This window comes from Lederbergia ruris (assembly GCF_018332955.1).
GTDB classification, from domain to species: domain Bacteria; phylum Bacillota; class Bacilli; order Bacillales; family Bacillaceae_C; genus Lederbergia; species Lederbergia ruris.
This window is the reverse complement of record NZ_BORB01000005.1, coordinates 115,738-142,298: the sequence shown is the minus strand read 5'-3', so window position 1 is coordinate 142,298 and position 26,561 is coordinate 115,738. Positions and strand designations below refer to the sequence as shown.

The 26,561-nt window shown below is 37.7% G+C and carries 23 protein-coding genes and 1 riboswitch; of the genes, 3 read left to right on the top strand and 20 right to left on the bottom strand.

From position 1 onward, the window contains the following. Positions 1 to 47: 47 nt before the first annotated feature. Positions 48 to 917, bottom strand: coding sequence for a metallophosphoesterase (locus tag KI363_RS04685; protein WP_158321852.1), 870 nt, complete (start codon positions 915 to 917; stop codon positions 48 to 50). Positions 918 to 996: 79 nt separating this feature from the next. Beyond that, complete coding sequence (locus KI363_RS22345) at positions 997 to 1,386, bottom strand: YkoP family protein (RefSeq protein ID WP_373306725.1); 390 nt, start codon at positions 1,384 to 1,386, stop codon at positions 997 to 999. A 74-nt stretch (positions 1,387 to 1,460) separates the two neighbouring features. Here KI363_RS22345 and KI363_RS04680 point away from each other — a divergent pair, with 74 nt between their 5' ends. Together KI363_RS04680 and KI363_RS04675 are read left to right on the top strand one after the other, a co-directional pair. Beyond that, on the top strand, positions 1,461 to 2,561 hold the full coding sequence (locus tag KI363_RS04680) for an MGDG synthase family glycosyltransferase (protein WP_158321853.1): 1,101 nt from the start codon (positions 1,461 to 1,463) through the stop codon (positions 2,559 to 2,561). Positions 2,562 to 2,774: 213 nt separating this feature from the next. After that, the gene (locus tag KI363_RS04675) at positions 2,775 to 3,407 is read left to right on the top strand and encodes a metal-dependent hydrolase (protein ID WP_158321854.1); all 633 of its coding nucleotides are present in this window, start codon (positions 2,775 to 2,777) and stop codon (positions 3,405 to 3,407) included. A 91-nt stretch (positions 3,408 to 3,498) separates the two neighbouring features. On the opposite strand, the gene metE is transcribed toward KI363_RS04675, so the two are convergent. The 17 genes from metE to KI363_RS04590 form a co-directional block, all read right to left on the bottom strand. Then, positions 3,499 to 5,790 (bottom strand): 5-methyltetrahydropteroyltriglutamate--homocysteine S-methyltransferase, encoded by a 2,292-nt coding sequence (gene metE, locus KI363_RS04670; RefSeq protein WP_212965632.1) that lies wholly within the window; start codon positions 5,788 to 5,790, stop codon positions 3,499 to 3,501. Between the two features lie 239 nt (positions 5,791 to 6,029). Further along, a complete protein-coding gene (locus KI363_RS04665) occupies positions 6,030 to 7,865 on the bottom strand; it encodes a bifunctional homocysteine S-methyltransferase/methylenetetrahydrofolate reductase (RefSeq protein ID WP_212965631.1) in 1,836 nt (611 codons plus the stop codon). Positions 7,866 to 8,005: 140 nt separating this feature from the next. Next, a riboswitch (SAM riboswitch) is annotated at positions 8,006 to 8,113 on the bottom strand. Between the two features lie 135 nt (positions 8,114 to 8,248). Further along, complete coding sequence (gene cysI, locus KI363_RS04660; protein WP_158321857.1) at positions 8,249 to 9,973, bottom strand: assimilatory sulfite reductase (NADPH) hemoprotein subunit; 1,725 nt, start codon at positions 9,971 to 9,973, stop codon at positions 8,249 to 8,251. Positions 9,974 to 9,997: 24 nt separating this feature from the next. Next, the gene (locus tag KI363_RS04655) at positions 9,998 to 11,812 is read right to left on the bottom strand and encodes an assimilatory sulfite reductase (NADPH) flavoprotein subunit (protein ID WP_212965630.1); all 1,815 of its coding nucleotides are present in this window, start codon (positions 11,810 to 11,812) and stop codon (positions 9,998 to 10,000) included. A gap of 48 nt (positions 11,813 to 11,860) precedes the next feature. Then, complete coding sequence (locus tag KI363_RS04650) at positions 11,861 to 12,007, bottom strand: YezD family protein (RefSeq protein ID WP_158321859.1); 147 nt, start codon at positions 12,005 to 12,007, stop codon at positions 11,861 to 11,863. Then, positions 12,000 to 12,617: an NAD(P)-binding protein gene (locus KI363_RS04645; RefSeq protein WP_212965629.1), complete on the bottom strand. Its 618-nt coding sequence runs from the start codon at positions 12,615 to 12,617 to the stop codon at positions 12,000 to 12,002. The genes KI363_RS04650 and KI363_RS04645 overlap by 8 nt, the downstream gene beginning before the upstream one ends. A gap of 1 nt (position 12,618) precedes the next feature. Beyond that, a complete protein-coding gene (locus tag KI363_RS04640) occupies positions 12,619 to 13,380 on the bottom strand; it encodes a sirohydrochlorin chelatase (protein WP_306345153.1) in 762 nt (253 codons plus the stop codon). A gap of 16 nt (positions 13,381 to 13,396) precedes the next feature. After that, entirely contained in the window at positions 13,397 to 14,173 is a 777-nt protein-coding gene (gene cobA, locus KI363_RS04635) for a uroporphyrinogen-III C-methyltransferase (protein ID WP_158321861.1), read from the bottom strand. Between the two features lie 106 nt (positions 14,174 to 14,279). Next, positions 14,280 to 15,422: a sulfate adenylyltransferase gene (gene sat / locus KI363_RS04630; protein ID WP_158321862.1), complete on the bottom strand. Its 1,143-nt coding sequence runs from the start codon at positions 15,420 to 15,422 to the stop codon at positions 14,280 to 14,282. A gap of 25 nt (positions 15,423 to 15,447) precedes the next feature. Continuing rightward, on the bottom strand, positions 15,448 to 16,176 hold the full coding sequence (locus KI363_RS04625; protein ID WP_281414064.1) for a phosphoadenylyl-sulfate reductase: 729 nt from the start codon (positions 16,174 to 16,176) through the stop codon (positions 15,448 to 15,450). Positions 16,177 to 16,301: 125 nt separating this feature from the next. Continuing rightward, a complete protein-coding gene (gene cysC, locus KI363_RS04620) occupies positions 16,302 to 16,907 on the bottom strand; it encodes an adenylyl-sulfate kinase (protein ID WP_158321864.1) in 606 nt (201 codons plus the stop codon). Positions 16,908 to 17,391: 484 nt separating this feature from the next. Then, a complete protein-coding gene (gene rlmN / locus KI363_RS04615) occupies positions 17,392 to 18,465 on the bottom strand; it encodes a dual-specificity RNA methyltransferase RlmN (protein WP_191967431.1) in 1,074 nt (357 codons plus the stop codon). A 175-nt stretch (positions 18,466 to 18,640) separates the two neighbouring features. Beyond that, positions 18,641 to 19,546, bottom strand: a complete 906-nt coding sequence (gene metA, locus KI363_RS04610) for a homoserine O-acetyltransferase MetA (protein ID WP_158321866.1) — start codon at positions 19,544 to 19,546, stop codon at positions 18,641 to 18,643. Between the two features lie 314 nt (positions 19,547 to 19,860). Continuing rightward, entirely contained in the window at positions 19,861 to 20,061 is a 201-nt protein-coding gene (locus KI363_RS04605) for a hypothetical protein (RefSeq protein WP_212965628.1), read from the bottom strand. Between the two features lie 123 nt (positions 20,062 to 20,184). Further along, a complete protein-coding gene (locus KI363_RS04600) occupies positions 20,185 to 20,562 on the bottom strand; it encodes a glyoxalase superfamily protein (RefSeq protein ID WP_158321868.1) in 378 nt (125 codons plus the stop codon). Between the two features lie 42 nt (positions 20,563 to 20,604). Next, the gene (locus KI363_RS04595) at positions 20,605 to 22,398 is read right to left on the bottom strand and encodes an ABC transporter ATP-binding protein (RefSeq protein WP_212965627.1); all 1,794 of its coding nucleotides are present in this window, start codon (positions 22,396 to 22,398) and stop codon (positions 20,605 to 20,607) included. After that, positions 22,358 to 24,121 (bottom strand): ABC transporter ATP-binding protein, encoded by a 1,764-nt coding sequence (locus KI363_RS04590; RefSeq protein ID WP_212965626.1) that lies wholly within the window; start codon positions 24,119 to 24,121, stop codon positions 22,358 to 22,360. Before KI363_RS04590 ends, KI363_RS04595 begins: the two co-directional genes overlap by 41 nt. Before the next feature lie 189 nt (positions 24,122 to 24,310). Here KI363_RS04590 and msrA point away from each other — a divergent pair, with 189 nt between their 5' ends. Then, the gene (gene msrA, locus KI363_RS04585) at positions 24,311 to 24,841 is read left to right on the top strand and encodes a peptide-methionine (S)-S-oxide reductase MsrA (RefSeq protein ID WP_212965625.1); all 531 of its coding nucleotides are present in this window, start codon (positions 24,311 to 24,313) and stop codon (positions 24,839 to 24,841) included. Positions 24,842 to 24,895: 54 nt separating this feature from the next. Here msrA and KI363_RS04580 read toward each other — a convergent pair whose 3' ends face one another. Continuing rightward, positions 24,896 to 26,452 (bottom strand): FAD-dependent oxidoreductase, encoded by a 1,557-nt coding sequence (locus tag KI363_RS04580; RefSeq protein ID WP_212965624.1) that lies wholly within the window; start codon positions 26,450 to 26,452, stop codon positions 24,896 to 24,898. Between the last annotated feature and the right edge of the window lie 109 nt (positions 26,453 to 26,561).

The window sequence follows — 26,561 nt, the reverse complement described above, 5'->3', positions numbered from 1 at the left end:
TATAGCGGAGTTCCAGTAGAGAATCATTCTAATCATCATCGAAAAATTTATCTGGCTTCTGTCACGGAGTAATCAATCATATCCTTCTCTTTTATCTCTTGACTCAATTGCAGATGGTGGATGGTCATTTCTGGGCGGCTACCTACACGAATGTTGACACCCGTTTGACCAAGCCCTTCACTTATATAAAACGGTCGACCGTTGTACTCATGTAATCCTTTTACCATATTCATGCGAACTAATTCCCCCATCTTTCGCAAATGGTACGGCTTGGGCCAATGTATTTGCCCACCATGAAAATGCCCAGCTAACAGATAATCAAATGGATAGTCTTGCATCGTTAAAACGATGTTCGGATCGTGTGTAAGAACAATATTATATCCTCTTTCCAATCCATCATAAGATTTAGCTAAATCGCTGTGATTCGTGCCAAAATCATCAATACCAATAATATTAAATGGCCTACCGTTTATTTCAATTGTATCATATTCATTTTGGAGTGTTTTAAAACCGTATTCATTCAACAAGTCTTTTAATTGGTTGAAAAATGGTTGGCGCAATACATAATCATGATTACCAAAAACAGCATATGCACCGTAACGGGGCTGTAATTTATTTAATTCATTCAAATACGGAATGAGCTTAGAGATGGTTCGTTTTCGATCTAGGAAATCACCAGTCAATGCAATAAGATCGATTGGTTGCATTTTTAGGTGCTTGTACAAATGCTCCGGTGATATAGAAATTTTTTCAAGATGCATATCAGAAATATGCAAGATTCGTAGAGGAGTTGCTTTCGTCCCATTAAGATTTTTATCGATTTCTATATGATTAATGACAACAGACTGTGTATTTTTATAGCCTCTATATACAAAATAACTTAATAGCATAACAGTAATGGCAATAATGATTAACATGATTTATTACCCCTTTCCTTCACTAATTATACAGCGACGAAAGGGGTATTTTTACCTGTAATTTATGGAAGTCTCCGGATTAATCGTGTCCGTACTTATTTTTTAATATCTCTTTCGACATGAATAAATACATGGGAGTTGGAATTTCTTTTTTTATTGAGTTTTTTGAGGACAGAAAATAAATAGGAAAAAGAGCTAGTCGTTTGAAACATTTATAAAATGGATTCTTAATGGAATGTGCTTCAAATCCTAGCTTTTTACACCCTTTATAAAGTGTGGTAATGCCAATTAACCCTTTAATATTTTCATTCTGATGATGCTTAAGAATATAGTGAGTAATAAATGGCAATGATTCCTCTACGCTTTTATAAATCATGAACGCTTTTTTCACCTCACTATCATATCTTTGGATTTGCTTCAGCAATTGAACATTGTGCAAATGAATTTTTACAAGTACATCATTTTTTATGAATGGAAATTTTAGGACTTGGAATGAAATAAATTTATTTTGACAAACTATGGCTTGAAGGAGTTGATTTGTTCATGGCTCGTATTTTATTTTTGCCTTTTTTGCAAATACCTTCAGGCCATCATCATGTCGCAGACAGTATTAAGGTTCAATTGGAGCAAGACCCCGGAATTTTTCATTGTGATAAGGTGGATATTTTATCCTATAGCTACGGGAAGATTGAACAACTAATTTCAGCTTTTTATATACAATGGATTCATACATTTCCTTCCATATATAGCCAAATTTATCGGCATGTGGCAGTGAGAGGAAGAACCATTCATAAGCATTATTATACGTATGAATGGCTTTTTATGAAAAAGCTGGAGGAATTAATAGAAGAAACAAGACCGGATTTAGTTATTTGTACTCACGCCCTTCCCTCCTACTTACTTGCACGTTTGAAAGAAAGAAATATTTGGTCAGGTAAAGTGATGAATGTTTACACTGATTATTTTGTGAATGATCTATGGGGGATTAAACAAATTGATTTTCATTTCGTACCAAGTATGCAAATCAAAAAAGAGCTATTACAAAGGGGAGTAAAGTCAGAGCAAATCTTTGTTACGGGAATCCCAATCCATCCTTTATTCCAAGCGGAAAGTATGAAAAAAAGGAGTAAAATAAGGCAAACTCTTTTATTAAGCGGAGGAAATATGGGGGCTGGCTCCCTGCATCAGCTGCTGGATCGCTTGCAACCTAATGGTTCCATTCTTTATAAAGTTTTATGTGGCAAAAACGAAAAGCTTTTTCAATCCATTGAACGATTAGCACATCCACTGATCCAACCCTTGCCCTTTATTTCTACAAAAGCAGAAATGAATCGATTGTATGATGAGGCAGATGGGATTATCACAAAACCAGGTGGTGTAACAATTAGTGAGAGTTTAAATAAAAATCTACCTATTTTCGTTTATGATGCATTGCCTGGACAAGAAGAGATGAACTTACAATTTTTGAAGACGGAAGGATTAATTTTCCATTTGGAGAATTGGCATACTTTGGATGTGGAGGCACAAATCGTAAACATTTTACAAAACGAAGTTGCTAAAAACCAAAAGCATATTAAAGCATATCTTGAACAAATTGAAAAAGTGGACTCCTCTAGATTAATTCAGCAACTTCTCACCCCTTAAGAAATTTTGCGAAAAAGGAACTCATTATCAGAGGCCGCCAGACGCAGGCACAAAGGCGTTGCGCCAGGACGGCGCGTATTTAGCCTTTGATCCAAAGCTTAACCGTTTATCCTTTGCTCATCCATTTGCTCCTACTTTTTAAACATTCTTTCTAACAAACAAGTGATCGTTTTTGCTATAATTAGGAAGACATCAATGGAAAGGATCTAAGAAATGGATGGAAAAACACATTTTATCGCAGGTTGTCTGACCGGTTTTGGGGTTGCTCAATATACAAATGTAGATTGGGTTACAACGGCTTCTTTTACCTTATTGGGAGGCTTTGTCGGACTAGTGCCTGATTTAGATGTAAAAGGCGTTTTAGCTAAAAAAATTTCCCTTAATAAAAAATGGGTCATCACTGTTCTAAGTATAATAGGTTTATATTTTATTTTGTCCAGTTCCATTGGTCCACAAACATATTGGTCTAAATGGCAAGGGATATTATTGGGGAGTGCCCTGCTTATCCTTCCCTCTCAAATAATTAAACAAAAAAGGATGTTAATCATAACAGGTGCACTTGTTGGAGTTCTGAGCCTTTATCATGAAAGTATATGGATGATGATGTTGGGGATCTACATAGGGGTTGCCTCATTTTTATCCCATCGTTCCCTGACCCATTCACTTTTAGGTCTTTGCTATTTTTCAATTCTTGGCTATTATATGGAAAAGGAAATCTTGGTGGATGGATTGATGTTTGTTTGTGCAGGAGCTTATGCCAGTCATCTTCTTTTAGATATGAAGTGGCTTCCGAAAAATCGACGAGGTGTGAAACTGCTTTTGCCTTTTTCGAAAATAGAGTTATAAGACCTTTAATCTTTGTAAAATCCCGCAAAAATAAAACCCAAGAATGAAATGACATTCTCGGGTTTTAATTTAAGTGAAGTTTTTTTCCAATTTAGTTATTTTTTACTGTTTGAAGCTGTTCCTCTCTTATTTCCTGTGCAACCTCAACCATGACTTTTAGAGCGGCAATCGTTTCTTCTTCTTTTCTTGTTTTTAACCCACAGTCAGGGTTAATCCAAAATTGTTTCACTGGAATAGTGGCGAGTGCTCGATAAATATTTTCTTTTAATTCTTCTTTAGCAGGTACACGTGGACTATGAATATCGTAAACTCCCAAGCCAATTTCCTTATTATACGTATTTTCTTCAAATGTCGAAATCAATTCCCCGTGGCTCCTTGATGTTTCAATCGAAATCACGTCTGCGTCTAGGCGATTGATAGCATCATAGATATCGCCAAAACTAGAGTAGCACATATGGGTATGAATTTGCGTACTGTTCTTCACTGTTGTTGTCGCTAGTTTAAAAGCATGAACAGCGTGGTTTAGGTAAGCTTCCCAATTTATTCTCTTTAATGGGAGTCCCTCACGCAAGGCTGGTTCATCCACCTGAATGATTGTAATATTATTCGCTTCCAGTTCCTCAATTTCCTTACGCAGGGCAATAGCAATCTGATTTAGCACATCAAATTCAGAAATATCATCACGCACAAATGACCAATTCAAAATCGTAACAGGACCTGTTAGCATTCCTTTTACATGCTTATCTGTCAATGATTGTGCATAGACGCTTTCTTTGACAGTCATTGGATGATCGAAGGAAACATCTCCGAAAATTAATGGAGGTTTGACACAACGTGATCCATAGGACTGCACCCAACCATATTTTGTCACTTGAAAACCATTTAACTTTTCGCCAAAATATTCTACCATGTCTGTACGTTCAAATTCCCCATGTACCAAAACATCAAGACCAATCTCTTCTTGAATCTCAATCCATTTTTTTATTTCTTTGTTAATAAATTGCTCGTACTCTTGAGTAGATAAGTCGCCTTTTCTCCAGCGTAATCTTTGTTTCCGAACCTCGGCTGTTTGTGGTAAGCTGCCGATTGTAGTTGTTGGTAATAAAGGAAGTTGTAGTGCTTCCTGTTGTTCCAAAATTCTTTGTGAGAATGGAGATTGCCGTTCCGCTTGAACTTCTTGCAAGTCAACACCATTCTCCGATTTCCGACGATAATTAGACTGATTTAATCTTTGAATTGCTTCTGTACTTTCGTTTACTTCTTTACTGATTTTAGTTTTTCCGAATGTTAATCCGTCTGCCAGTATGGCAATTTCTTTTAATTTTTCATCTGCAAACGACAAACCAGCCTTAATAATAGGATCTAATGTGTGTTCTAGCTCTTTCGTTATAGGAACATGTAGCAACGAGCATGATGGCTGAATTATGATCCGGTCTTGTTCGACAATTTGCTGAATGATTTCTAATATGCCCCATGTTTGTTCTAAATCTTTTCGCCAAACATTCCTTCCATCAATGATACCAGCAAATAACACTTTATCCTGCGGAAAACCAAATTGGCGTATGACTTCCAATGCATCCCCGTGGACAAAATCAAGTCCAAAACCTGCAACAGGGAGATGAATCAACTCTTCATAATGATGGATCGACTCAAAATATGTTTGTAATACAAGCTTTAGGCTTGGCACTGCCTCTGCAATCGTTTGATAGGTTTGTTTGATGATAGGGATCTCTTCACCTGAAAGTTCTGTCACTAAAATCGGTTCATCTATTTGCACCCATTCTACCCCGTCCGATTCTAACTCTTTTAAAATTTGAATATATAGTGGAAGAAACTTTTCTAATAGGGATGTGAATTCAGTTTCTTTATATCCTTTTCCAAGTTTCAAAAAGGAGATTGGTCCTAGTATGACAGGTTTCCCTTCAATCCCTAATTCCTCTTTTGCTTCTCTATAAAAAGTGAGTGGACGATTTTCTACTAATATCGGTTTCGCATGATCAAATTCAGGTACGATATAGTGATAATTCGTATTAAACCATTTTGTCATTTCAGAAGCATATGCTTCCTTTGTTCCTCTAGCAATCGCAAAGTATGTGTCTAATGAAGAGGCGGATAAACCATTATTTTGAAAACGTTCTGGAACAATCCCGAACATAAGCGCTGTATCCAACACATGATCATAAAGGGAAAAATCTCCTACGGGAATTAAATCGATCCCCAATTCCTTCTGTTTTCTCAAACCATTCAAACGGACTTCTTTCGTGGTCGCTAATAATTCTTGTTGAGAAAGACTCCCATTCCAATACTTTTCTAATGCCTTTTTCCATTCACGCTGTTCCCCGATTCTTGGATAACCAATATTAGATGAAGTTACTTGTGTCATGTGATATTCCTCCCGTTTTTCATTGTAGTATTTGTTTCTTTTGATTGCTTTTCGTTGCTTAGGAATTTATAAAATCCTAGCTTGTGGATAAGTTGCTTATGTCGCGGTTGACATCCAGCTCCAACGCCCAGCGACTAGCAAACTTTCGGTGCCTTCCTACGATAAGTCAACATCAGCTCGCCTTTCAGGCTCACTGTGTTTCCTTTATCTCGTCAGGCCCCTAAAAAGTTTGTACGTCGCTAAACGGGCGCTTGCGCCTTTGTTCTTTTTTCTTGAATATAAGTCGATAATTCAACCGATAATTCATATTGGATAAAGGGTGTAATTAAGTAGAAACCTTTAAAATAATCAAATGCGACGTCGATTAATTCTTTGGCAATAGCGAGTCCTTCTTGCTTAGCTTGCATAGGATCCCCTTCTGTTTTGGCCATTCTTTCTCTTATATCATCCGGAAGTTTGATGCCTGGGACTTCGTTGTGCAAAAATTCTGCATTTCTTGCTGATACGAGCGGCATAATGCCGACATAAATCGGAGCAGTTATCTGTTTGGTTGCCTCTCCAACTTCCAAGATTTTTTCCTTAGAAAATATCGGTTGGGTTAAAAAATAATCGGCTCCATACTTTACTTTTTTCTCCATGCGCTCAACTGATTTCCCAAGATTACGAACATTCGGATTAAACGCCGCCGCAACATGGAATTGGGTTCTCTGCTTTAAAGACTTCCCGGAAAAGGAAATCCCCTCATTAAATTGTTTGATCAGTTTGATCAATTCAAAAGATGTTGCATCATAGACAGATGTTGCGCCAGGGAAATCTCCAATTTTAGTCGGATCACCTGTGATAGCCAATATATCACGAATTCCAGCCGTATGCAGACCCATGAGATGTGATTGTAATCCGATTAAATTTCGATCCCGACAAGTAATATGAACCAGTGAGCTTAATCCAACCTTCTTTTTAACAAGAGATGCCATTGTCGCATTACATATTCTTGGTGAAGCAAGGGAGTTATCTGCTAAAGTTAATCCATCTACTCCAGCTTCTTTTAAGGCTTGTGCTCCCTTGAAAAAGGGATCTGTATCCAGGTGTTTAGGTGTATCTAATTCTACAATAATAGAGCGATCGACCTGAATTTTCTCGAAAAGAGATGGCTCCTTTTCAAGATGTCGCTCTCTAATAAAAATCGGCTTTTGTTTGATGATCTGCTTCTCTTCAATCGGTACTAGATATTGGCGTCCTTTTACCAATGCTTGGATATGCTCTGGGGTTGTTCCACAACAGCCTCCGATTAAACGCACTCCCTGATCGCGGAAACGTCGAACAAATTCTATGAAGTAATTCGGCTCGGTTTTGTACGTAAATTTACCATCTTCATATTCTGGCAAACTTGCATTTGGATAGGCCGCTAAAAAAGCTGTCTTCGAAAGTGGAACAGACTCTAAGGCTCGCACCATATGATAAGGACCGAGACGGCAATTGATGCCAACGACATCAGCCCCTAAAGTATCGAGCTGTTTTAAAGCTTCTTCAAGTGGTGTACCATTCTGAAGCACGCCAGGTTCATGCATCGTGACATTGGCTATGATCGGTAAATTCGTCTCATCACGAGCCATTTTTAAGACGGTCGTTAATTCTTCTAAATCATAATACGTCTCTAAAATAAGTCCATCTACTCCTTCGAGTAGCAATGCATATAACTGTTCTCGAAAACCGCGTTTTATTTCCTCTGTTACACTAGCGTGAAGACCTGCCCCATGAATGCCGCCAATTGTTCCTAGTACAAAGGCCACTTCCCCTGCTGCCTTTTTCGCAAGACGGACGGCAGCTCTGTTAATTTTGCTCACTTCCTCTTCCAATCCATATCTCGATAGTTTCAAATAATTGGCGCCATATGTATTCGTTTGAATCACATCAGCTCCAGCTTCAACATAGGCATTATGTATCCGCAATACTTCATCAGGATGTGTAAGGTTTAATTGATCAAAACAACGATCAATGCCATACGAATATAAAAGAGTCCCTGCGGCGCCATCCCCAATTAAAATATCCGTTTTGAGACGTTCTAATAATCCCAATAAACGACCCTCCTCAAACTATTATTTAAAATTTTTTGGAGTGAGGCTCTTTTATCGCATAGCCACATCTTCTTGGGCTATTCTCCATACAAAAAGAGCCTACTCCGACAAGAAGAAGGCCCTTTTAATGAAAAGGATTCTTCTTATCTTTCAAGTTGTCTCCAACTTGCTGGATTTAGCACCTTTCCATAAAAATGGTGGTTGCTGAGGCGTCTACGGGCCATTCCCTCGACCTCTCTTGATAAGAATGAAATCATTATTCAATTTTTTGTTTCACAATTCGTTAAGGATTAAAAATTAACTATACTAATATTATAGGCTTAATTAGGTTAAAAAACAAGAGGGAATTTAATTTATTTTTAAAATTTTTATTTAGCTATTTATTAATCATGAAAATCCAAGCCTGAATGAACCTCTTTTACATATCCTGAACGAATGACGAAGTCGCCAAATCGTTCCTGTTCTTTTCGTTCTTTCGCAAAATGATGGATAATCGGCTCTAATTCGCTTAATATTTCTTTCTCTCCAATATTTTCACGATAAAGTTTATTTAAACGATCTCCGGTAAAACCGCCGCCTAAATAAACATTATATTTTCCGGGGGCTTTTCCTACAAAGCCAATTTCCGCTAATGCTGGCCTCGAACAACCGTTAGGGCAGCCGGACATGCGAATGACGATTTCTTCCTCGCGAAGACCTGCCTCATCTAATATCAAATCAATTTTATCAAGTAAGGAAGGTAAATAACGTTCTGATTCGGCCATTGCAAGGCCGCAGGTTGGAAAAGCAACACAAGCCATTGAGTTTCTGCGTAAACCGGTATATTGCTCGCCGTCGGTCAAACCATATTGTTGAATCAATGCTTCTATTTGTGGTTTTAAAGTTTCTGGTATATTTCCAATGATTAAGTTTTGATTAGGAGTCAAACGAAAATCTCCTGGATGAACTTTCGCTATTTCCCTTAAGCCTGTCATTAGTTTATAATGTTCCCAGTCTTTAATTCTTCCATTTTGGATAAAGAAAGTAAAATGCCATTGGTCATTCAGTCCTTTTACCCAGCCATAACGATCCCGGTTATGATCAAACTGAAAGAATCTTGCTGGTTGCAACTCCCAGCCAAGTCGTGAATGCAGCTCCTCTAAAAGCCAAGGGATTCCTCGTTTATCAATTGTGTATTTGAACCGTGCATTTTTCCGAACAGATCGATTCCCGTAATCTCGCTGAATGGTGACAATTTTTTCTGCTACATCAATCACTTGATCTGGCTTACAGAAGCCAATTATTCTCCCTATTTGCGGATAAGTTTCTTTATCCCCGTGGGTGGAGCCCATTCCTCCACCAACACTCACATTAAAACCTTGAAGTTGCTTGTTCTCTACAATAGCAATAAATCCAAGGTCTTGCGAGTAGACGTCAACATCATTAGATGGCGGAACAGCAATGCCAATTTTAAACTTTCGTGGTAAATACGTAGGACCATATATCGGTTCAACTTCATCAGAATCCTTTGAAGTATCGACGACTTTTTCATTATCCAGCCATATTTCATGATAAGCCTTTGTTTGCGGTGAAAGATATTGACTTAATTTTTTTGCCCATTCGTATACTTTCATATGAACTTCTGAGGCATATGGATTTGGACTACACATGACATTTCGATTGACATCTCCACAAGCGGCAAGAGTTTCTAATAACGCTTCATTAATTTCTTTAAAAGCCTTTTTCATATTCCACTTTAAGATCCCATGCATTTGAAAGGATTGTCTTGTCGTTAGTTTCAGACTGCCATTGGCATATTTATTTGCTAATTCATCCATTACAAGCCATTGTTGGGCTGATACGACTCCTCCAGCAGCCCTAACTCGAACCATAAATTGATAAGCTGGCTCTAATTTTTGTTTCTGTCGTTCAATTCGAAGATCTCGGTCATCTTGTAAGTAACTTCCATGAAATTTCATTAAACGATTATCATCATCAGGAATTCCTGCACTCATCTCATCTTTTAGCGTTTCAGCAAGTGATCCTCGTAAATAATTACTTTCGATTTTTATCCGTTCCACATCACTAGGTGGTCCATCTTGTGTAGATGGGAAATGCTTCTTAGTCAAGTGATCCTCTCTCCCTTCAGATTTTTAATATACATCTCGCTGATATCGTTTTTCCCTTAGCAATTGGGTGAGATATTCATTTGCTTCTTCAGAAGTCATCCCACCTTCCTCCTCTAAAATCATCAGAAGTGTCGTATGAACATCGTGAGCCATATGTTTCTCGTCTCCACAAATATATAGATAAGCTCCTTCTCTTAGCCATTTATATAGTTCTTGCTTTTTTTCCAGCATGCGATGCTGCACATAGACTTTTTCTTCCGTATCACGAGAAAAAGCGATATCCATCCTAGTAAGAACCCCCATTTTTAGCCATCTTTGCCAATCGATTTGATAGAGAAAATCTGTCACGTAATGCTGATCTCCAAAGAATAACCAACTTTTTCCTGGAGCTTCAACTGCTTCTCTTTCCTCCAAAAACGATCTAAAAGGGGCGATCCCTGTCCCAGGACCAATCATGATAATCGGAGCACTCGGATCTTCAGGTAAATGGAAATTAGGGTTTTCATGAACATAGACAGGCAAATAATCACCAGGAAGGACACGTTCCGCACACTGGATCGAACAAACTCCATGGCGAGTTCGCTCATGTGCTTCATATCGAACTGCTCCAATCGTAAGATGTACTTCCTCTGGATTGGCTTCGTAACTACTAGCAATGGAGTATAAACGGGCTGGTAATTTTCTTAGAATGGCAATAAATTGGGCAGCTTGCAGATCCCATGGCGCAAAATCGCGAATGACATCAACGAGATCTCGCCCTTCCATATACGTTTGAAGCTCCTGTTTATTTTCCGATTGTAGTAGTTCAGTTAATCTTTCGTTAGGATGAATTTGCGATAATTTCTCAAGTAACGGTTTCGTTAAGACGGTCAATTCATAATGGTGTTTTAATGCTTCATGAAGAGAACATGTCTCTCCTTGTTTGTTGAATGGAACTAGTTCATCCTGGTCCCATCCCATCTCGTTTATAATAAGGCCCACCAGTTCGGGGTTATTTTCTGGGAATATCCCTAAGCTATCTCCCGGTTTAAAAGTAAAACCAGATCCTTCGATCGATAATTCAAGATGCCGTGTTTCTTTATTCGATCCCCGGCCATTTAGGTTGATATTTTCTAATACTTCTGCCTTGAAAGGGTTCCGACGTGAATAGGTTGATCCACTGTTAGGCAAAACGGATATAGAGCTTAGGGACTGGGATGAACCTGATGTTCCCTCTCCTGTTTCATTTAAATATTTTACAACTGTACCTAGCCACTCAGCTGCTGGGTCATCAAAATCTAAATCACAATCGACCCTTGCTGTTACTCTTTTCGCACCTAATTCTTCCAATCGTTGATCGATTTTTTTGCCTGTTTCACAGAAAAACTCGTATGAGCTATCTCCAAGCGAAAGGACTGAAAAGGATAAATCATTTAATTTTGGTGCTCTTCGACTAAATAAATACTCGTAAAAAGCGATGGCATTGTCCGGGGGATCCCCTTCCCCATGGGTACTGATAATAAGAAATAAATAGGAGAGCTTTTTTAACTGGGTTGATTTAAATTCGTTCATGGAAGAAAGGGTGACTTTATATCCTTGGCTGCCCAATGTTTCCGATAGCTCTTCTGCCAATCTTTGACAATTTCCTGTTTGGGAACCATAAAGGATAGTCACTTCTTTGGTGTTAGTTTGATTCTGAGTTGCTGCCCCCGGCTTCATATCTAACGCCGTATTTCCATAATATGCCGTTAAATATCCACTTAACCATAATTGCTGCCCTTCTGTTAAGGTCGGGAGAATTTGATTCAGCACCTCAATTTGCTCTTGACTAAAAGGACTATTGATTGCTTGAAGTTGCAAAAACATCCACCTCACACTTTAAAAATCAAATGTTTAATCAGCCGCCAATTATTTCAAGCGAACTTTTTCATTTTTTTCAATTTGAACCACATGTTGATCTTGTACAACTAATGTTATAGATCCATACTTCATCGTATTGAGATATTCTTTCACAACCTCAATCGCCTTTTCAAAATTTTCCTTTTGTTTACTCATTGGATTCACTCACTTTCTCTAAAAAATCTTTTTGCTTTTCCGCCGAGTTTCGATAATCTTTGTGTGTGATTTCTTTTAATAACTTTTTTCGTTGCTCTATATCTGTTACATGATCTTTTACTGTTTGCCGAGCACGTGACAGGAAATCAAGATATTCTTCCATTGACTGGCCATACATTTTACCGATCTCATTGCGGATCGTTTTAGCAAGATAAGGACTGGTGCCATTTGTCGATACAGTAATCGTCAAATCTCCTCTTGATAATTTTGCCGGCACATGGAAATTCCCCAAGTCTTGTTGATCGACGACATTCAGTAATTGCCCTTCGGACACACACTTGCTGACTCTTTGATTCACTTCCTTTTGATTAGTGGCCGCGATCACGATAAAGGCATTCGCTAAATCTAAGGGCTGAAATTCCCGCTTAATCCAATGGATTTTCCCTACTTGATAATAGGTATAGAGCTTGGGATCAAGAGCAGGGCTGACGACTGTTACTTTAGCATTCGCTTCTAGCAAATGAATCACTTTCCGCAAGGCAACAGCACCACCGCCAATGACAACAGCTTGCTTACCTGACAACTGAAGCATGATCGGATAGGGAGGCATACTAAATCACCCACTGCTTCTCTTTATAGTGAAGCAATTCATCGATACGCTCTGAGAGAATTTTAGGTACAGCTGAATGATGTCCTAATGTTTCACATAGAATGATTTGTTTCGATCCATCGTTTGCTTCTTCGATTTTCCGTTTTATCCCATTCATTAATAATCCACTAAATAATAAATAAGGTAGGATATATATTTGTTTCTTTTCTCCCTTTATTAGATCCCATAGTGCCTCATCAAAAGTCGGACTTGCCCCATAAAGAAAACAAATATGAACTTTAGGTAATGCGTACTTTTTTTCAAATTGACGTGCAATTTCAGTGAGATCGCGTTTGACATCTGGGTCGCTGCTTCCTCTCCCAACCACGAGGATCTTTGCATCTTCAAAATTCTCACTTGCTCGTTCTGTTAATCGATCAAATAGGCAATCTATTAATTTTGGATGAATACCTATGGGAGACCCATAAATGAATTCAATTTGAGGGTATTTACTTTTTGCTTGTTCCAATTCATATGGGATATCCTTTTTTGCATGAACAGCTGTTAAAAGAAGGATAGGAACAACTGCAATACGGGTTGCCCCTTTTTTGACACAGCTTTCAATTCCTTCCGTTATACTAGGTTTTGCAAGTTCTAGGAAACAAAGTTCTTGGATCTTCAAATTTATATTTCTACGGCATTGGTCGATAAACTGGATAGCTTCCTCTACCCCTTCTCTTGAACGACTGCCGTGGCCAATATAGAGGACAGCTTGCATCGACATCCAATCCTCCTCCTTTTCACCCAATGACTGGTAATGGATCATAAGGTTCTAGAGTTTGTTCGAACCATTGAATATTTTCACGTAAACGAACTACTTCGCCGATAATAATCATACTTGGATTCTTCATTTTTTCACTAGCTGCTATATCCTCTATTGTCTCAAGTGTTCCAGTTATTGTTTTTTGTACATTGGTTGTACCCCAATAAATCATCGCTACTGGTGTATGAGGAGAGCGCCCAGCCTTGATTAATTGATTACTAATATTAGGTAATTGGCGAACGCCCATATAAATAACGAGTGTATCTACTCCAAGGGCTAGATTTTTCCATTGTATCGTATCATCATTACCTGGCTTTGTATGACCAGTGATAATGGCAAAACTAGAGCTAAAATCACGATGGGTGACAGGGATTCCTGCATAAGCGGGGGCCGCGATTCCAGAAGTGATTCCTGGAACAATTTCAAATGGGATTCCGTGTTCAGCCAAAGTTTGTGCTTCTTCCGCCCCTCGACCAAAAATAAAAGGATCTCCTCCTTTTAAGCGAGTGACAATTTTCCCTCTTTTTGCATATTCAACAAGTTGTTGATTGATTATTTCTTGTTTATTTTGATGAAATCCGGGAATTTTACCTACAAAAATCAGTTCAGCACCTTTTTTTGCGTGCAGAAGAAGTTCTTTATTGATTAGGCGATCATACAAAATAACATCTGCGCACTTGATACAATTGAGTCCTTTGACGGTGATCAGGTCTAGATCTCCCGGACCTGCTCCGACAATAAAAACCTTCCCCATAATAGACTGAACCTCCTTTTCCCTTTTCAGAAAGACCTTTTGTCAAGCTGAACTATAAGATGGGGATGAAAATACATGCTATCCACCTTCTCTTACATTCACTTGTTTAACCCACTTTTTCTCGGAGACCAGAAATTAAGATATCAACAACTTCCGGACGGCTAAATGTGGGTGGAAGTGATTCTCCATTTCTTAGTTTTTCTCTTACTTTTGTTCCAGAAAGGATTTCATGAAAACTTGCATCATGTGGACATGTTTTGGAAGTTGCCATGCTTCCACATTTATTACAGAAAAAGCTGTGTTCAAAAAATAATAAAGTAATGCCTAATTCCTCTTTTGAAAAACGACTAAATATTTTTTGCGCATCATAAGTACCATAATAATTGCCAACTCCGGCATGATCACGGCCAACAATAAAATGTGTACAGCCAAAATTTTTCCTTACCATCGCATGGAACACAGCTTCCCGAGGTCCTGCATATCTCATGGCTGCAGAAAATACACCCAAAAACACATGATCTTTTGAATAATACTGATCTAGTAATACTTGATAACTTTCCAAACGAACATCTGCTGGGATATCATCCTGTTTCGTTTGCCCAACAAGTGGTTGTAAAAAGAGCCCATCAACAATTTCTAAGGCTGTCTTCTGAATATATTCATGTGCACGATGAACAGGATTTCTTGTTTGAAAACCGACTACGGTGTTCCAACCTAGTTCACGAAATTTCTGACGTGTTTCTGCTGGATCATAAAGATAATCGGAGAATATGCCCTTTTCACTTCGCTTAATAAGCGTGATTTCTCCACCTATATAAATGGCATCTCGTTCAAAAAGTTTCTTTACGCCAGGATGTTCATGATCAACGGTTTGATAGACAAGCTCAGCTTCTTTCTCTTTATCTGGTTGATAGATATCTGCTACTTGAATAACCCCATAAACAATATTGTCTTTCTCAAGCTTTACGAACTGACCGATGTGAATGTCTTGGGCGTTATGTTCTGTTGTTGGTAGTGTAATCGGAATGGACCATGGTTCTCCTGTTAATAACCTCATGTCCGTTAAGACAGAATGATAGTCCTGCTCATTTAGAAAACCACTTAGAGGACTATAGGCTCCCACACCTATTAACTCCAAATCACTTAAAGCTGTATCATCTAATTCAATTGATTGTTCAATGTTAGAAAAATCGTATGATGGCTCCCAACGATCGATCAATTTTCCACCATGTGGTTGACTTAAACTCATTTTGATATCCTCCTGCAACATAGATTTATATGGTCTTATTATTTCCCAGATGTAAACCACACTCAGTTTTCCCTTGATTCGCCCAACGCCCTGATCTTGAACCTGTTTCCATATCCCCTTGTATTGTGCATGGCCAGCAACCAATACTTGGATATCCTTGATCATGAAGTGGATTATACTGTAATTGATGTTCTTTCACATAATTCCAAATATCTTTCCATGACCAATGAATAAGCGGACAAATTTTTATCGATTGGAAAGTTTCATCCTTATTGATAAAATTTGTATTTTTCCTAGTTGGTGATTGTTCCCTCCTTAGTCCAGATAACCAAGCGGTCGATTTTGATAATGTTTTCCTTAGTGGAAGAACTTTTCGCATATAACAACAACGATCAGGTTGTCTTTTCCATAGTTCATCTCCAAATTGTTCTGCCTGCTCTTCTACAGATAGGTCTGGTTTAATCATTTCGATCCGGAGACCAGGATACTTTTGTTTTACCGTTTTAATTAGCTCATACGTTTCTGGAAAATGGAGCTCCGTATCCAAAAATACAATTTTAGCTGTCGGGTTAACCTTTGAAATCAGATCAATTAGAACAATTCCTTCAATTCCGAAACTGCAAGAGTAAATAAGTTGTTCATCATACATCTCATAGGCCCAGTTTAAGACATTGAGTGCTCCTTTATATTGAGCGTCCACAACAAACTCATCTGTTGGCTCTGCCCACGTTTCGTAAGTCAATAATTTTGTCACAATCTCACCTCCATTAAATTTTAAATAGAAAGTGATATTTGAAATCATTGCCTCTATTTTCATAGTCAGCAAGTAGCAACTATATCATTTTTCCTATAGGTTAAGTGTGAATTAATCACAAAGCTTTACCTTTCACTCTCACATCCTATATATCCTTTGTTTTCTAAATATTCCATAATGAGAGTAACTGATTCTGTAATATCTAATTGATTCGTATCGAGAATAATTTCCGGGTTTATTGGTTCTTCATACGGAGCATCTATACCGGTAAAATCTTTAATTTCCCCGTTTCGAGCTTTCTGATATAATCCTTTTGGATCCCTTGCTTCACATGTTTCTAAAGTTGCTTTTACATAGACTTCTATCATTTCATCCGCTTCAACCATTTCCCGAACTTGATCACGATCTGCTCGATAAGGAGAAATAAAAGCCGTTAAAGTGAGCAATCCAGCATCGACTAGTAATTTCGATACTTCACCAATTCTCCTAATATTTTCCTTTCGATCTTCCTGCTTAAATCCTAGATCTTTGTTTAATCCATGCCGAATATTATCGCCATCTAACCGATAAGTGTGGATGCTCTTTTTAAATAATTCCTTTTCCAAAGCTGATGAAATCGTTGATTTGCCTGCTCCTGATAGTCCAGTAAACCAAATGATCGCACTTTTATGATGTTTTAATTGTTGCCGATTTTCCTTTGACACTTCTGATTCATGCCAGATTATATTCATTGTTACACTCTCCCAAAGCTAGTACTCATAGAATTAGTCATTTTAAAAAAGGCATCTTTACAAACTGATCGAGACCAATTTATAAAGATGCCTTTAGTTGACTAATCAGCATAATTATTTTTAAATATTAAAGTTGTCATTCATATTACAGGGTGAAAGAGTGATTGTCAATAATTTTTTGAATTTATTTTTAAACTTATCATTTTACTTGGTTTTATGGAAATAACATGGTATAAATAAGGGAATAATGTAACGTGGGTTATCCGCTTCTGTTTTAATTCACATGCTATGAAAATTCAACAGTAAATGTGCCAGTTGCTGTAAATGTAAGAGCAATCATTTATTGCTATAGAGAAAATAAAAAGCAAGTGAACGATTTCCACTTGCTTGATGTAATGAGCGTGTTAAACACACAATCTATGCTGCTTATTCGATTTTACAATCTTTTGGAGAGTAGCGATGGATGGCAATAACGTATTACCAATTAAATTGCACGGGCTTGGTTTTTCTTTATTTGTTTACTTCTTAACTGACCACAAGCCGCGTCGATATCAGCCCCTTGCTCATGCCGAACGCCGCATTGAATGCCATTTTTCTTTAATGTATCATAGAAGGCCATAATGTCTTTATGCTCGCTTCTTTCATATTGAATATGTTCATTGACTGGATTATAAGGAATAAGATTTACATAGGTTAAATGACGTTTGTCTTGAAGTAATTTTGCAAGTTGCTTAGCTTCTTCGACATGATCATTTACATCCTTTAATAAAATATATTCAATTGTCACCCTACGATTATTTCGTTCCAAATAGTAGTCTAAAGCAGCCATTAATTTTTCAATCGGGAATGCTTTGTTGATCTTCATAATTTGCGTTCTTAACTCATCATTTGGCGCATGAAGCGATAAAGCTAAATTCACCTGTAAGTTTTCATCAGCGAAGTCACGGATTTTATGGGCGAGACCACTTGTTGAGACCGTAATATGTCTCGCGCCAATGGCTAGTCCTTTTGGATGATTGACCACGCGTAGGAAGCTCATAAGATTATGATAATTATCGAATGGTTCTCCAATTCCCATCACAACAATATGGCTAACTCGTTCATCGTTTCCTTTTTCATCAAGATGCTGTTGCACTTTCATGATTTGTTCAACAATTTCGCCGCTGTTTAAATCCCTATTTTTCCGAAGCAACCCGCTAGCACAGAAGCTACAGCCAATATTACATCCAACCTGTGTTGTGACACAAACAGACAGCCCATAAGGAAAACTCATTAAAACTGTTTCGATTAAATTTCCATCTTGCATCTCAAACAAAAACTTAATTGTCCCATCTGCAGATTCCTGTTTAACCGATTGCTTCAACGTTTGTATGGTAAAATGCTCTTCCAATAATTGTAAGCATTCTTTATTAATATTTTTCATATCGGAAAAGTTCGTCACTCTTTTTCGATATAACCAATCCCATATTTGTTCAGCACGATACTTTTTCTGTCCTTGTTCCAGTAACCATTCCGTTAGTTGATCGATCGTTAAACCGTAAATCGATTGTTTCACTATCAATACCTCTTTTCAAAAATTACATGTAGTTATTATAATACTAAGGTTCAGAAAAGGAAACAACCTTTCTACAAAGTTTAAACATGGTTATTTTGTTAGTATGAACTCCTCTACCATCCCATTCCCTTTTATATAGATCATACGGATGTCTCTTCTGTGAAAGACACCCGTATGATCATTTCCATTCATATGGAGTTTCCTGATAAACATAGTAGTTTAGCCAATTTGAAAAAAGCAAATAGCTATGTGAACGCCATGCGTGAAGAGGCTTTTTTGTATGATCGTTATTTGGGAAATAGTTTTCTGGTGGTTGGATTGAAATTCCTTTATTTAAATCCCTTTCATATTCTTCGGCTAATGTTGTAGCATCGTATTCTAAATGCCCTGTTAGCATAATATTTTTCTCGTCTTTCGACATGATCATAAAGGGGCCCGCTTCCCCGTTTGAAACAAGTAATAATTCCGGATGTTCTTCAATTTCTAACTGGCTTACACTTGTATTGCGCGAGTGTGGCGCTAGAAATACGTCATCAAATCCCCGTACCAATTTTAATTTGGGATACAGCAATTCATGTTCATAAATCCCTGAACATTTTTCCTTTAATTCGTATTTGTCGATGCCATAATGGTAATATAAGGCTGCTTGTGCCCCCCAACAAATATGCATAGTGGACGTAACGCGACTTTTGGTCCACTCCATGATCTCTTTTAACTCTTCCCAATATGTCACTTCTTGAAAAGGCAAATGCTCAACAGGAGCCCCTGTAATAATCATTCCATCGAAATATTTGTTTTCCACTTCAGAGAATGTTGTATAAAATTCGTCTAAATGTGTTTTGCTCACCGTTTTCGATTGATGCGTAGCCATATGTAAAAAAGATACATTGACTTGTAAAGGAGTATTTCCTAATAAGCGTAATAGCTGAACTTCGGTTTTTTGTTTTTCTGGCATCAAATTCAATATTAAAATATTTAATGGACGGATATCTTGCGTAACGGCTCTGTCTTCATCCATAATAAATATTTTTTCTTCCTCTAATATTTCCCTAGCTGGCATTTTCCTTGGTATATTTATAGGCAATTTATATTCCCCCCTTATTTAAAACCCTAATATGGATTATTATAGGGTTCACTAGCTGTTTCGGCAAGTGCTATGAAGAAATGGCATAGATTAAATTTTTCATGAAAAATGACTTTATTTCCAGATTGTGATTTCCATCATTCTCAGGAGTAGATTAATCCAGGCCGAGCATATTTATATTCTTTATTTAAGAGTTATTTATGTAAACCTTGAATATCGTTAACCCATATTCTCAAACGCCCGTAGATTTGTCAGAAGTAAAAAAATGTAGACAAAGTGAAATCCGCTTTGTCTACACGTGAAAGGAATCCCTTTTAATTTCCATGGATATATTTCGCCCGTGCCTCTTGGAATATTTCACTTAGAAACTCTTCTGAATCATCGGTATCATTCTCTTGATAGACTTGAACTTCCCCATCTTTTACGGGAACTTTTCCCTGGGTAACACCTCGAATCGCGTATAAGCCGTCCTGTTCCGGTGACAAGAAGAGTAAATATTGCTCTCCTTCATTCATATTTTTATACCCATTATAATATATACAACAATATGTCCAAGTCCTTCGCTAACCGCATATACGGTGGCATTACCATTCCTCTTCAAACTCCTGCACGGCTAACAAGGGATCTGGTTCCAGGGATTAGTTTCCTTCATAAAAGATAAGTTTATTTCCAAAGGGATCATGGACGGTGATTTCTGTTGTCCCCCATGGTGTTTCTTCTAATCCAGGGCGTGCATATTTATAGTTTTTAGCTAAAAGATTTTGATGTAATGTAAGGATCTGTTGTACCTTTATCCTGATAGTAGATCCTGGTGAGGCATCCCCATGGTGTTCAGACAAATGAAGGATGCAGTTCTGTTGAGATACTTGCATGTACAAAGGAGAATTTTCTTCAAATTGGTGCTGCCAATCTACATTGAAACCTAAAAAGTCTACATAAAACTCCTTTAGCTTTTGAACATCAAAAACTCTTAATATAGGAATTATGTCATTTGTAAATGAAATTCCTGCTTCCATTTCAGTAAATCCACCCTTCTTTTTCGAGAACTATCTCTTTTTTTACGACCCAACTCCTTCGTGGATCTGACTATGAAATAAGTCATAATAGAAGCCACGTTGTTCAAGCAGTGAAGTATGTGTTCCTTTTTCAATTAATTTCCCTTGATCTAGAACTAAAATTTGATCAGCATTTTGGATTGTATTCAGTCGATGTGCAATGACAACACTCGTTCTTCCTTCCATCAACCGAAAAAGTGCTTCTTGGATTTTCATTTCTGTAATCGTATCAATATTACTTGTCGCTTCATCTAAAATAAGTAAAGAAGGATTAGAAAGCATCGCTCTTGCAATCGATAAAAGTTGTCTTTGTCCTTGGCTAATGCCACTACCATCTTGTTTGAGAAGCGTATCATATTGGTTTGGTAATTTCATTATAAAAGAATGGGCATTCGCAATTTTTGCTGCCTCTTCCACTTCCTTATCGGATGCATCAAGTTTTCCATAGCGAATATTTTCCCGGATAGTACCTTGGAAAAGATAGGCATCTTGTAAAACAAATCCCATATGACTTCGTAAATTATTTCTTTGGATTGTTTGAATATCCATCCCATCGATCAATATTTCTCCACTACTCGTTTCATAAAAACGGGCGAGCAGATTAATAATCGTTGTTTTCCCCGCTCCTGTTGGTCCTACAAGGGCAAGCGTTTCACCCGGTTTAACCCGAAAACTTATATGTTTAATGGTTTGTTCTTGCCCCTCTTGGTCATAAGAGAAGGACACATCTGTAAATTCTATCTCTCCCTCAATATAATCAATTTTGCGACTAGATTCGCTGTCCTTTTCTTCTTGTTCATCTAATATTTCAAACACTCTTTCCGCACCAGCTACAGCCGAAAGCAATGTATTGAATTGATTAGCTAGTTCGTTCAATGGCCGTGTGAACTGACGAGAGTACTCTGTAAAGACAACGATCGTACCGATACTTACATAGCCTTTAAGAGCCAAGATCCCACCTGCACCAGCAATCACTGCAAAGTTTAAATTATTCAGCATATTCATTAGCTTTGGAATAAATCCAGAATATACTTGAGCCCAATAGCCAGCATCTCTTAACCGTTCATTTTTTTCCGTAAAATCAGCTATGATTTTTTCCTCTTGAGAAAAAGTTTTCACGATCGTTTGCCCAGCAATGGTTTCTTGAATAAATCCATTTAAATCGCCAAGATGCTTCTGCTGTTCCTTAAAAAGCCTTCCTGTACGATTAGTGATCCATTTCATTCCAAAATACATGATCGGAACAACAAACATTGTAATAAGAGTAAGTAAAGGACTTAAGATCAACATGACTGTAATGGTTCCTACGAGAGTCATGACACTAGAGGAAAGCTGAATAACGGACGTATTTAACGTTTGACTAACATTGTCAATATCATTCGTCAATCTGCTCATTAATTCTCCATGTTGACGTTTATCAAAAAACTTAATCGGTAGTTTGTGTAATTGATTAAAAAGCTGTTTCCTCATCGTAAAAACTGTTTTTTGACCAATTCCAATCATCCAATAGCTTTGCATAAAGCTAGTGAGGGAAAAGAAAAAATAGACGCAAGCAATCATAACAAGTATAAAGATGAAAGTATTTCCGTTATTTTCGGCAATATATTTATCGATGGTTTTGCCAATTAAATAAGGTCCTAATAGGCCAAGACCAGAACTTGCTAAAACGGTGAACAATACAAGAAATAATTGGCCCCGATACACATCGAGGTATTGCCAAATCCGAATTAACGTTTTTCTCCAATTCTTCGCTTTTTCAACCTCCAGCGGCTGCCCCATTCTTCTTTTTTTGGACATCTGCCAACCCCCCTTTAGTAAATTGGGATGTATAGATCTTTTGATAAAGGGCGGAACTCTTCATTAATTCCTCATGGGTCCCACACGCTACTAATTCCCCTTCATCTAATAAAAGAATTTGGTCCGTTTTCATCGCTGTTGTGATTTTTTGTGTAATAATGAAAATGGTAGAATCGTATTTTTCCAATGCTTCCAATAGCTTTGCCTCTGTTTTCATATCGAGCGCACTCGTACTATCATCTAAAAATAATAGTTTGGGAGTGCGAACAAGAGCTCTAGCAATGGAAAGTCTTTGTTTTTGTCCCCCGGATAAATTAACCCCCTTCTGTCCCACTTTCGTTTGATATCCTTTAGGTAATCTTTGAATCGTTTCGTGTATTTGCGCATCCTTTGTACTTTTTATCATTTCTTCGTGCGATGCATCTTCTTTCCCCCAAGCAATATTACTTTCAACAGAGCCCGTAAATAATATAGATTCTTGTGGCACAAAACCAATTTGTTTTCTAAGTGAGGTTAAGGTCATATTCCTTATATCAAAATCATCAATCTCTATAAATCCTTCATTCACATCATAAAGTCTGGGTATTAGTTGGAATAGAGCTGATTTTCCTGCTCCTGTTGCTCCCATTACAGCAATGGTTTCACCAGGATTTGCTGTGAAAGATATATTACGAAGTACGAAATTGTCTGTTCCAGGGTACTTAAAGCTTACATTCTGGAATTTTACTTTTCCAGCCCGGATCCTTTTATCAGATAAAGCTGATGCATTATCTTCCAAATCTACTGAAGTCTGAAGGATCTCATTAATCCGCCCCGAAGATGCTTTTCCACGGGAAAAAGCCATAATGATCCACGATAACATCGATAGAGCCATCGTAATTCGAAAACCGTAATTGACGATTGCGACAACTTCCCCCACATTGATTCTTGCTTGATGGACATCTGCTGCTGCAAACCATAATATAAATAAAATAGCTAGATTCATAATCAATAACAGAAGCGGTCCAAGCAATTCCACAAGTCTCAATGTTTTGACCGTGTGCTTTCTTAAATCTTCATTAGCAGTACCAAAACGTTTTTCTTCAAAATCTTTTCTAATAAACGCTTTGATCAAACGCATGGACGTTAAATTTTCTTGCATCACATTATTTACTCTATCCAACTTATCTTGTACTAAGCGAAATAACTTACCTGTTTTTCTCATCATCCAAAAAAGTAAGGCCACAAGAACAGGAATGGGAACAATTAAAATAAGTGCTAACTTGATATTAACAAAAAATGCCATTGTGACCCCACCTATGATAAGCAAAGGAGTTCGCAAGGCAACCCGTAAACTCATAAACAATGTATTCTGGATTTGTGTAATATCATTTGTGAGACGGGTGATAAGGGAAGATGTTTGAAATTGAGCTAAATTATTAAATGAAAACGATTGCACCTTTTTAAATACGGCGGCACGGACATCAAAGCCAACCCCTTGGCTTGCATGAGCGGAAAAAAAGGAATTCGTGATCCCCGCAATAAACCCAAGCAAGGACATGCCAATCATAATTCCTCCCCATTTCATGACAGCATTTAGATCTTGTTTTAATATCCCTTCATCAATAATATTGGCCATAAACATGGGATGCCATAGTTCTACAGCTAATTCCACAAGCATCAGCGCCCACGCCATGAGCATAGCCCAACGATAAGGCTTTAAATATGAAATCACTTTCTCCATTTGGATTCCCCCAGATCATTCGCATACCTAAATATATTTTCACTACCTATCTTAAATTAAATTCAAATAAATGTCATCTGCTTAAGCTGACTTTTCAAAATTTTAATAAAATATGGGATGTTGGTAGAAGATTTTCAAGAAATATGATTAAATAAAAATAATGAACTTTATTTTGAAGGGATTTATACAATGGAAAAATTTGAAAAAGCAACATTTGCAGGTGGATGTTTTTGGTGCATGGTTAAACCTTTCGATCAGTGGGACGGGGTAGAACGTATTGTTTCTGGCTATTCAGGAGGAACACTCGTTAATCCAACTTACGAGGATGTTAAAACGGGCAAATCCGGTCATTATGAGGTTGTGCAAATTACTTTTGATCCACAAATAATGTCGTATGAGAAATTACTTGAAATTTATTGGCAACAAATTGATCCAACAGATGCAGCTGGACAATTTCATGACCGTGGAGATTCCTATCGTACAGTCATATTTTACCATAGCGAGTCACAAAGAATAGCTGCTGAAAAATCAAAAGAGAAATTGGCTACTAGTGGCAAATTCAATAAACCGATCATCACCGAGATTAAGCCAGCAGCAACATTTTATCCCGCCGAAGACTACCACCAAGATTTTTATAAAAAAAACGAAGCAGACTATTTAGCAGATAGAGAAAAATCAGGTCGAGACGAATTTATACAAAAACATTGGGGAATAAAATAAGATTTATGGACAGTCCCTTACCGTGCTGACAGCATGCAGTAAGGGACTGGCCTTTTAAGAAGTCGTGTAATCAATTTGATCATCATTGAGTAACTTTAAAGGCGTTTCGGCCGGTCCTTCTAATACTTCTCCTTTATAAGTGAAGCGTGAACCATGGCATGGACAATCCCATGTTCGGTCACCGCTATTCCAATTCACTTCACAGCCCATATGTGTGCAGGTTGTATCCACAACAAAAAGTTGCCCTTTTTCATTTTTATAGGCACCTGCTCGCTTCCCTTTGATGGAAATCGCTGCTCCTTCCCCTTCTTTTATATCTTTTATTTCTTTATCGGGAGTTTCTAGCTTACCACCAATTAGGTGGGAGGCCACATTCAAATTTTCTTTGACAAATTTCTTTATGCCTGGATCCGCCTTAAATCTTGCAGGTGTATATAATTCTTTATAAGGATTTCTCTTATCAATAATCAAATCCCTGATTAATTGTGCTGCAACATGACTGTTTGTCATTCCCCATTTACGAAAACCAGTTGCAACAAAAACCTTACTCCCTTCAGATAGTTCACCAATATACGGAACTTTATCTGGGGTGACGAGGTCTTGTGTGGACCATCTGTAGGCGATTTCCCCAATGTTGAAATGCTCCTGTGCAAATTTCTCTAATGCCTGATAATGTTCTAATTCTTTTCCACCTTGTCCAGCTTTATGGCCGTCTCCACCAAACAATAACATTTGTTCCCCTTCTATTGTAACGGGGCGAATCGAACGGGTCGGCTGTTCAGCATTAATATACATCCCTTTAATAACTGGCTTTACCGGTTTTGCTGCAATCACGTAGGAACGCTCTGGGTAAAGGCGCGAAAAATATCCGCGATTATCGTGGAAAGGAAAGTGAGAAGCGGAAATAACATAGTCTGCTTCAACTCGTTTTCCATTTTTAAAACGGATGGTTGGTGGAGTCCCCTCCTCCATTTGAGAAGCAACCGAGTTTTCATATATTTGTACACCAAGCTTTTCCAATTGCTCGACCATCTTAGCTAAGTAATGAAGGGGATGAAAATGAGCCTGACTTTTCATAACGATCGCGCTTTTATGTGGTAAATCGATTGGAATTTGCTCTGTTAATCCGCCTTCAATCCCTAGTTTTTCATAGGCAGCTGCTTCTTTCTTTATTTTGCCAATATAGTCGTCCGCATTGGTATATATAAAGGCATCTTCCTTTTGAAAATCGCATTCAATATTATGTTCCTTTATCCATTCTTCCATATGCTCTTTCGCATTTTGGTTAGCTTGATAATACAATCTTGCTTTATCTTCACCAAAGTGCTGGATCAATTCATTATAAATTAAACCATGTTGAGCCGTAATCTTTGCTGTCGTATGCCCCGTTGTTCCATTAAATAAGGAATCTGCTTCAAATAAAGCAACTTGCAGCCCCTCTTTCGCTAACAAATAAGCTGTGGTTATTCCTGTAATTCCGCCGCCGATTATAGCTGTTTCTACCTTTAAATCCTCCTCAAGGGCTGGGAATTTATGCACTTCTGTGGAACGAATCCACCATGATTCTGGAGATGTCGGAAATGCTCTATTGCTGTTATTACTTTGCTTCATCAATTATTCCTCCTTCGATTTCCTACTAATTGATATTCCCCCAAAATCACATTTTATGTAAAAGGATTAGACATTCTACAAACTTAAATAAAAAAAGCCTCTTCATTAT

Excerpts from the sequence above, each read along its gene's own strand:
- KI363_RS04685 (WP_158321852.1), bottom strand. The coding sequence starts at position 917 with ATGTTAATCATTATTGCCATTACTGTTATGCTATTAAGTTATTTTGTA.
- KI363_RS04680 (WP_158321853.1), top strand. The coding sequence starts at position 1,461 with ATGGCTCGTATTTTATTTTTGCCTTTTTTGCAAATACCTTCAGGCCAT.
- KI363_RS04675 (WP_158321854.1), top strand. The coding sequence starts at position 2,775 with ATGGATGGAAAAACACATTTTATCGCAGGTTGTCTGACCGGTTTTGGG.
- metE (WP_212965632.1), bottom strand. The coding sequence starts at position 5,790 with ATGACACAAGTAACTTCATCTAATATTGGTTATCCAAGAATCGGGGAA.
- KI363_RS04650 (WP_158321859.1), bottom strand. The coding sequence starts at position 12,007 with ATGAGTAAACAAAAGGAAAATTTTGAAAAGGCGATTGAGGTTGTGAAA.
- KI363_RS04645 (WP_212965629.1), bottom strand. The coding sequence starts at position 12,617 with ATGCCTCCCTATCCGATCATGCTTCAGTTGTCAGGTAAGCAAGCTGTT.
- KI363_RS04640 (WP_306345153.1), bottom strand. The coding sequence starts at position 13,380 with ATGTCGATGCAAGCTGTCCTCTATATTGGCCACGGCAGTCGTTCAAGA.
- cobA (WP_158321861.1), bottom strand. The coding sequence starts at position 14,173 with ATGGGGAAGGTTTTTATTGTCGGAGCAGGTCCGGGAGATCTAGACCTG.
- sat (WP_158321862.1), bottom strand. The coding sequence starts at position 15,422 with ATGAGTTTAAGTCAACCACATGGTGGAAAATTGATCGATCGTTGGGAG.
- cysC (WP_158321864.1), bottom strand. The coding sequence starts at position 16,907 with ATGAATATAATCTGGCATGAATCAGAAGTGTCAAAGGAAAATCGGCAA.
- KI363_RS04605 (WP_212965628.1), bottom strand. The coding sequence starts at position 20,061 with ATGAATGAAGGAGAGCAATATTTACTCTTCTTGTCACCGGAACAGGAC.
- KI363_RS04600 (WP_158321868.1), bottom strand. The coding sequence starts at position 20,562 with ATGGAAGCAGGAATTTCATTTACAAATGACATAATTCCTATATTAAGA.
- KI363_RS04595 (WP_212965627.1), bottom strand. The coding sequence starts at position 22,398 with ATGTCCAAAAAAAGAAGAATGGGGCAGCCGCTGGAGGTTGAAAAAGCG.
- KI363_RS04590 (WP_212965626.1), bottom strand. The coding sequence starts at position 24,121 with ATGGAGAAAGTGATTTCATATTTAAAGCCTTATCGTTGGGCTATGCTC.
- msrA (WP_212965625.1), top strand. The coding sequence starts at position 24,311 with ATGGAAAAATTTGAAAAAGCAACATTTGCAGGTGGATGTTTTTGGTGC.
- KI363_RS04580 (WP_212965624.1), bottom strand. The coding sequence starts at position 26,452 with ATGAAGCAAAGTAATAACAGCAATAGAGCATTTCCGACATCTCCAGAA.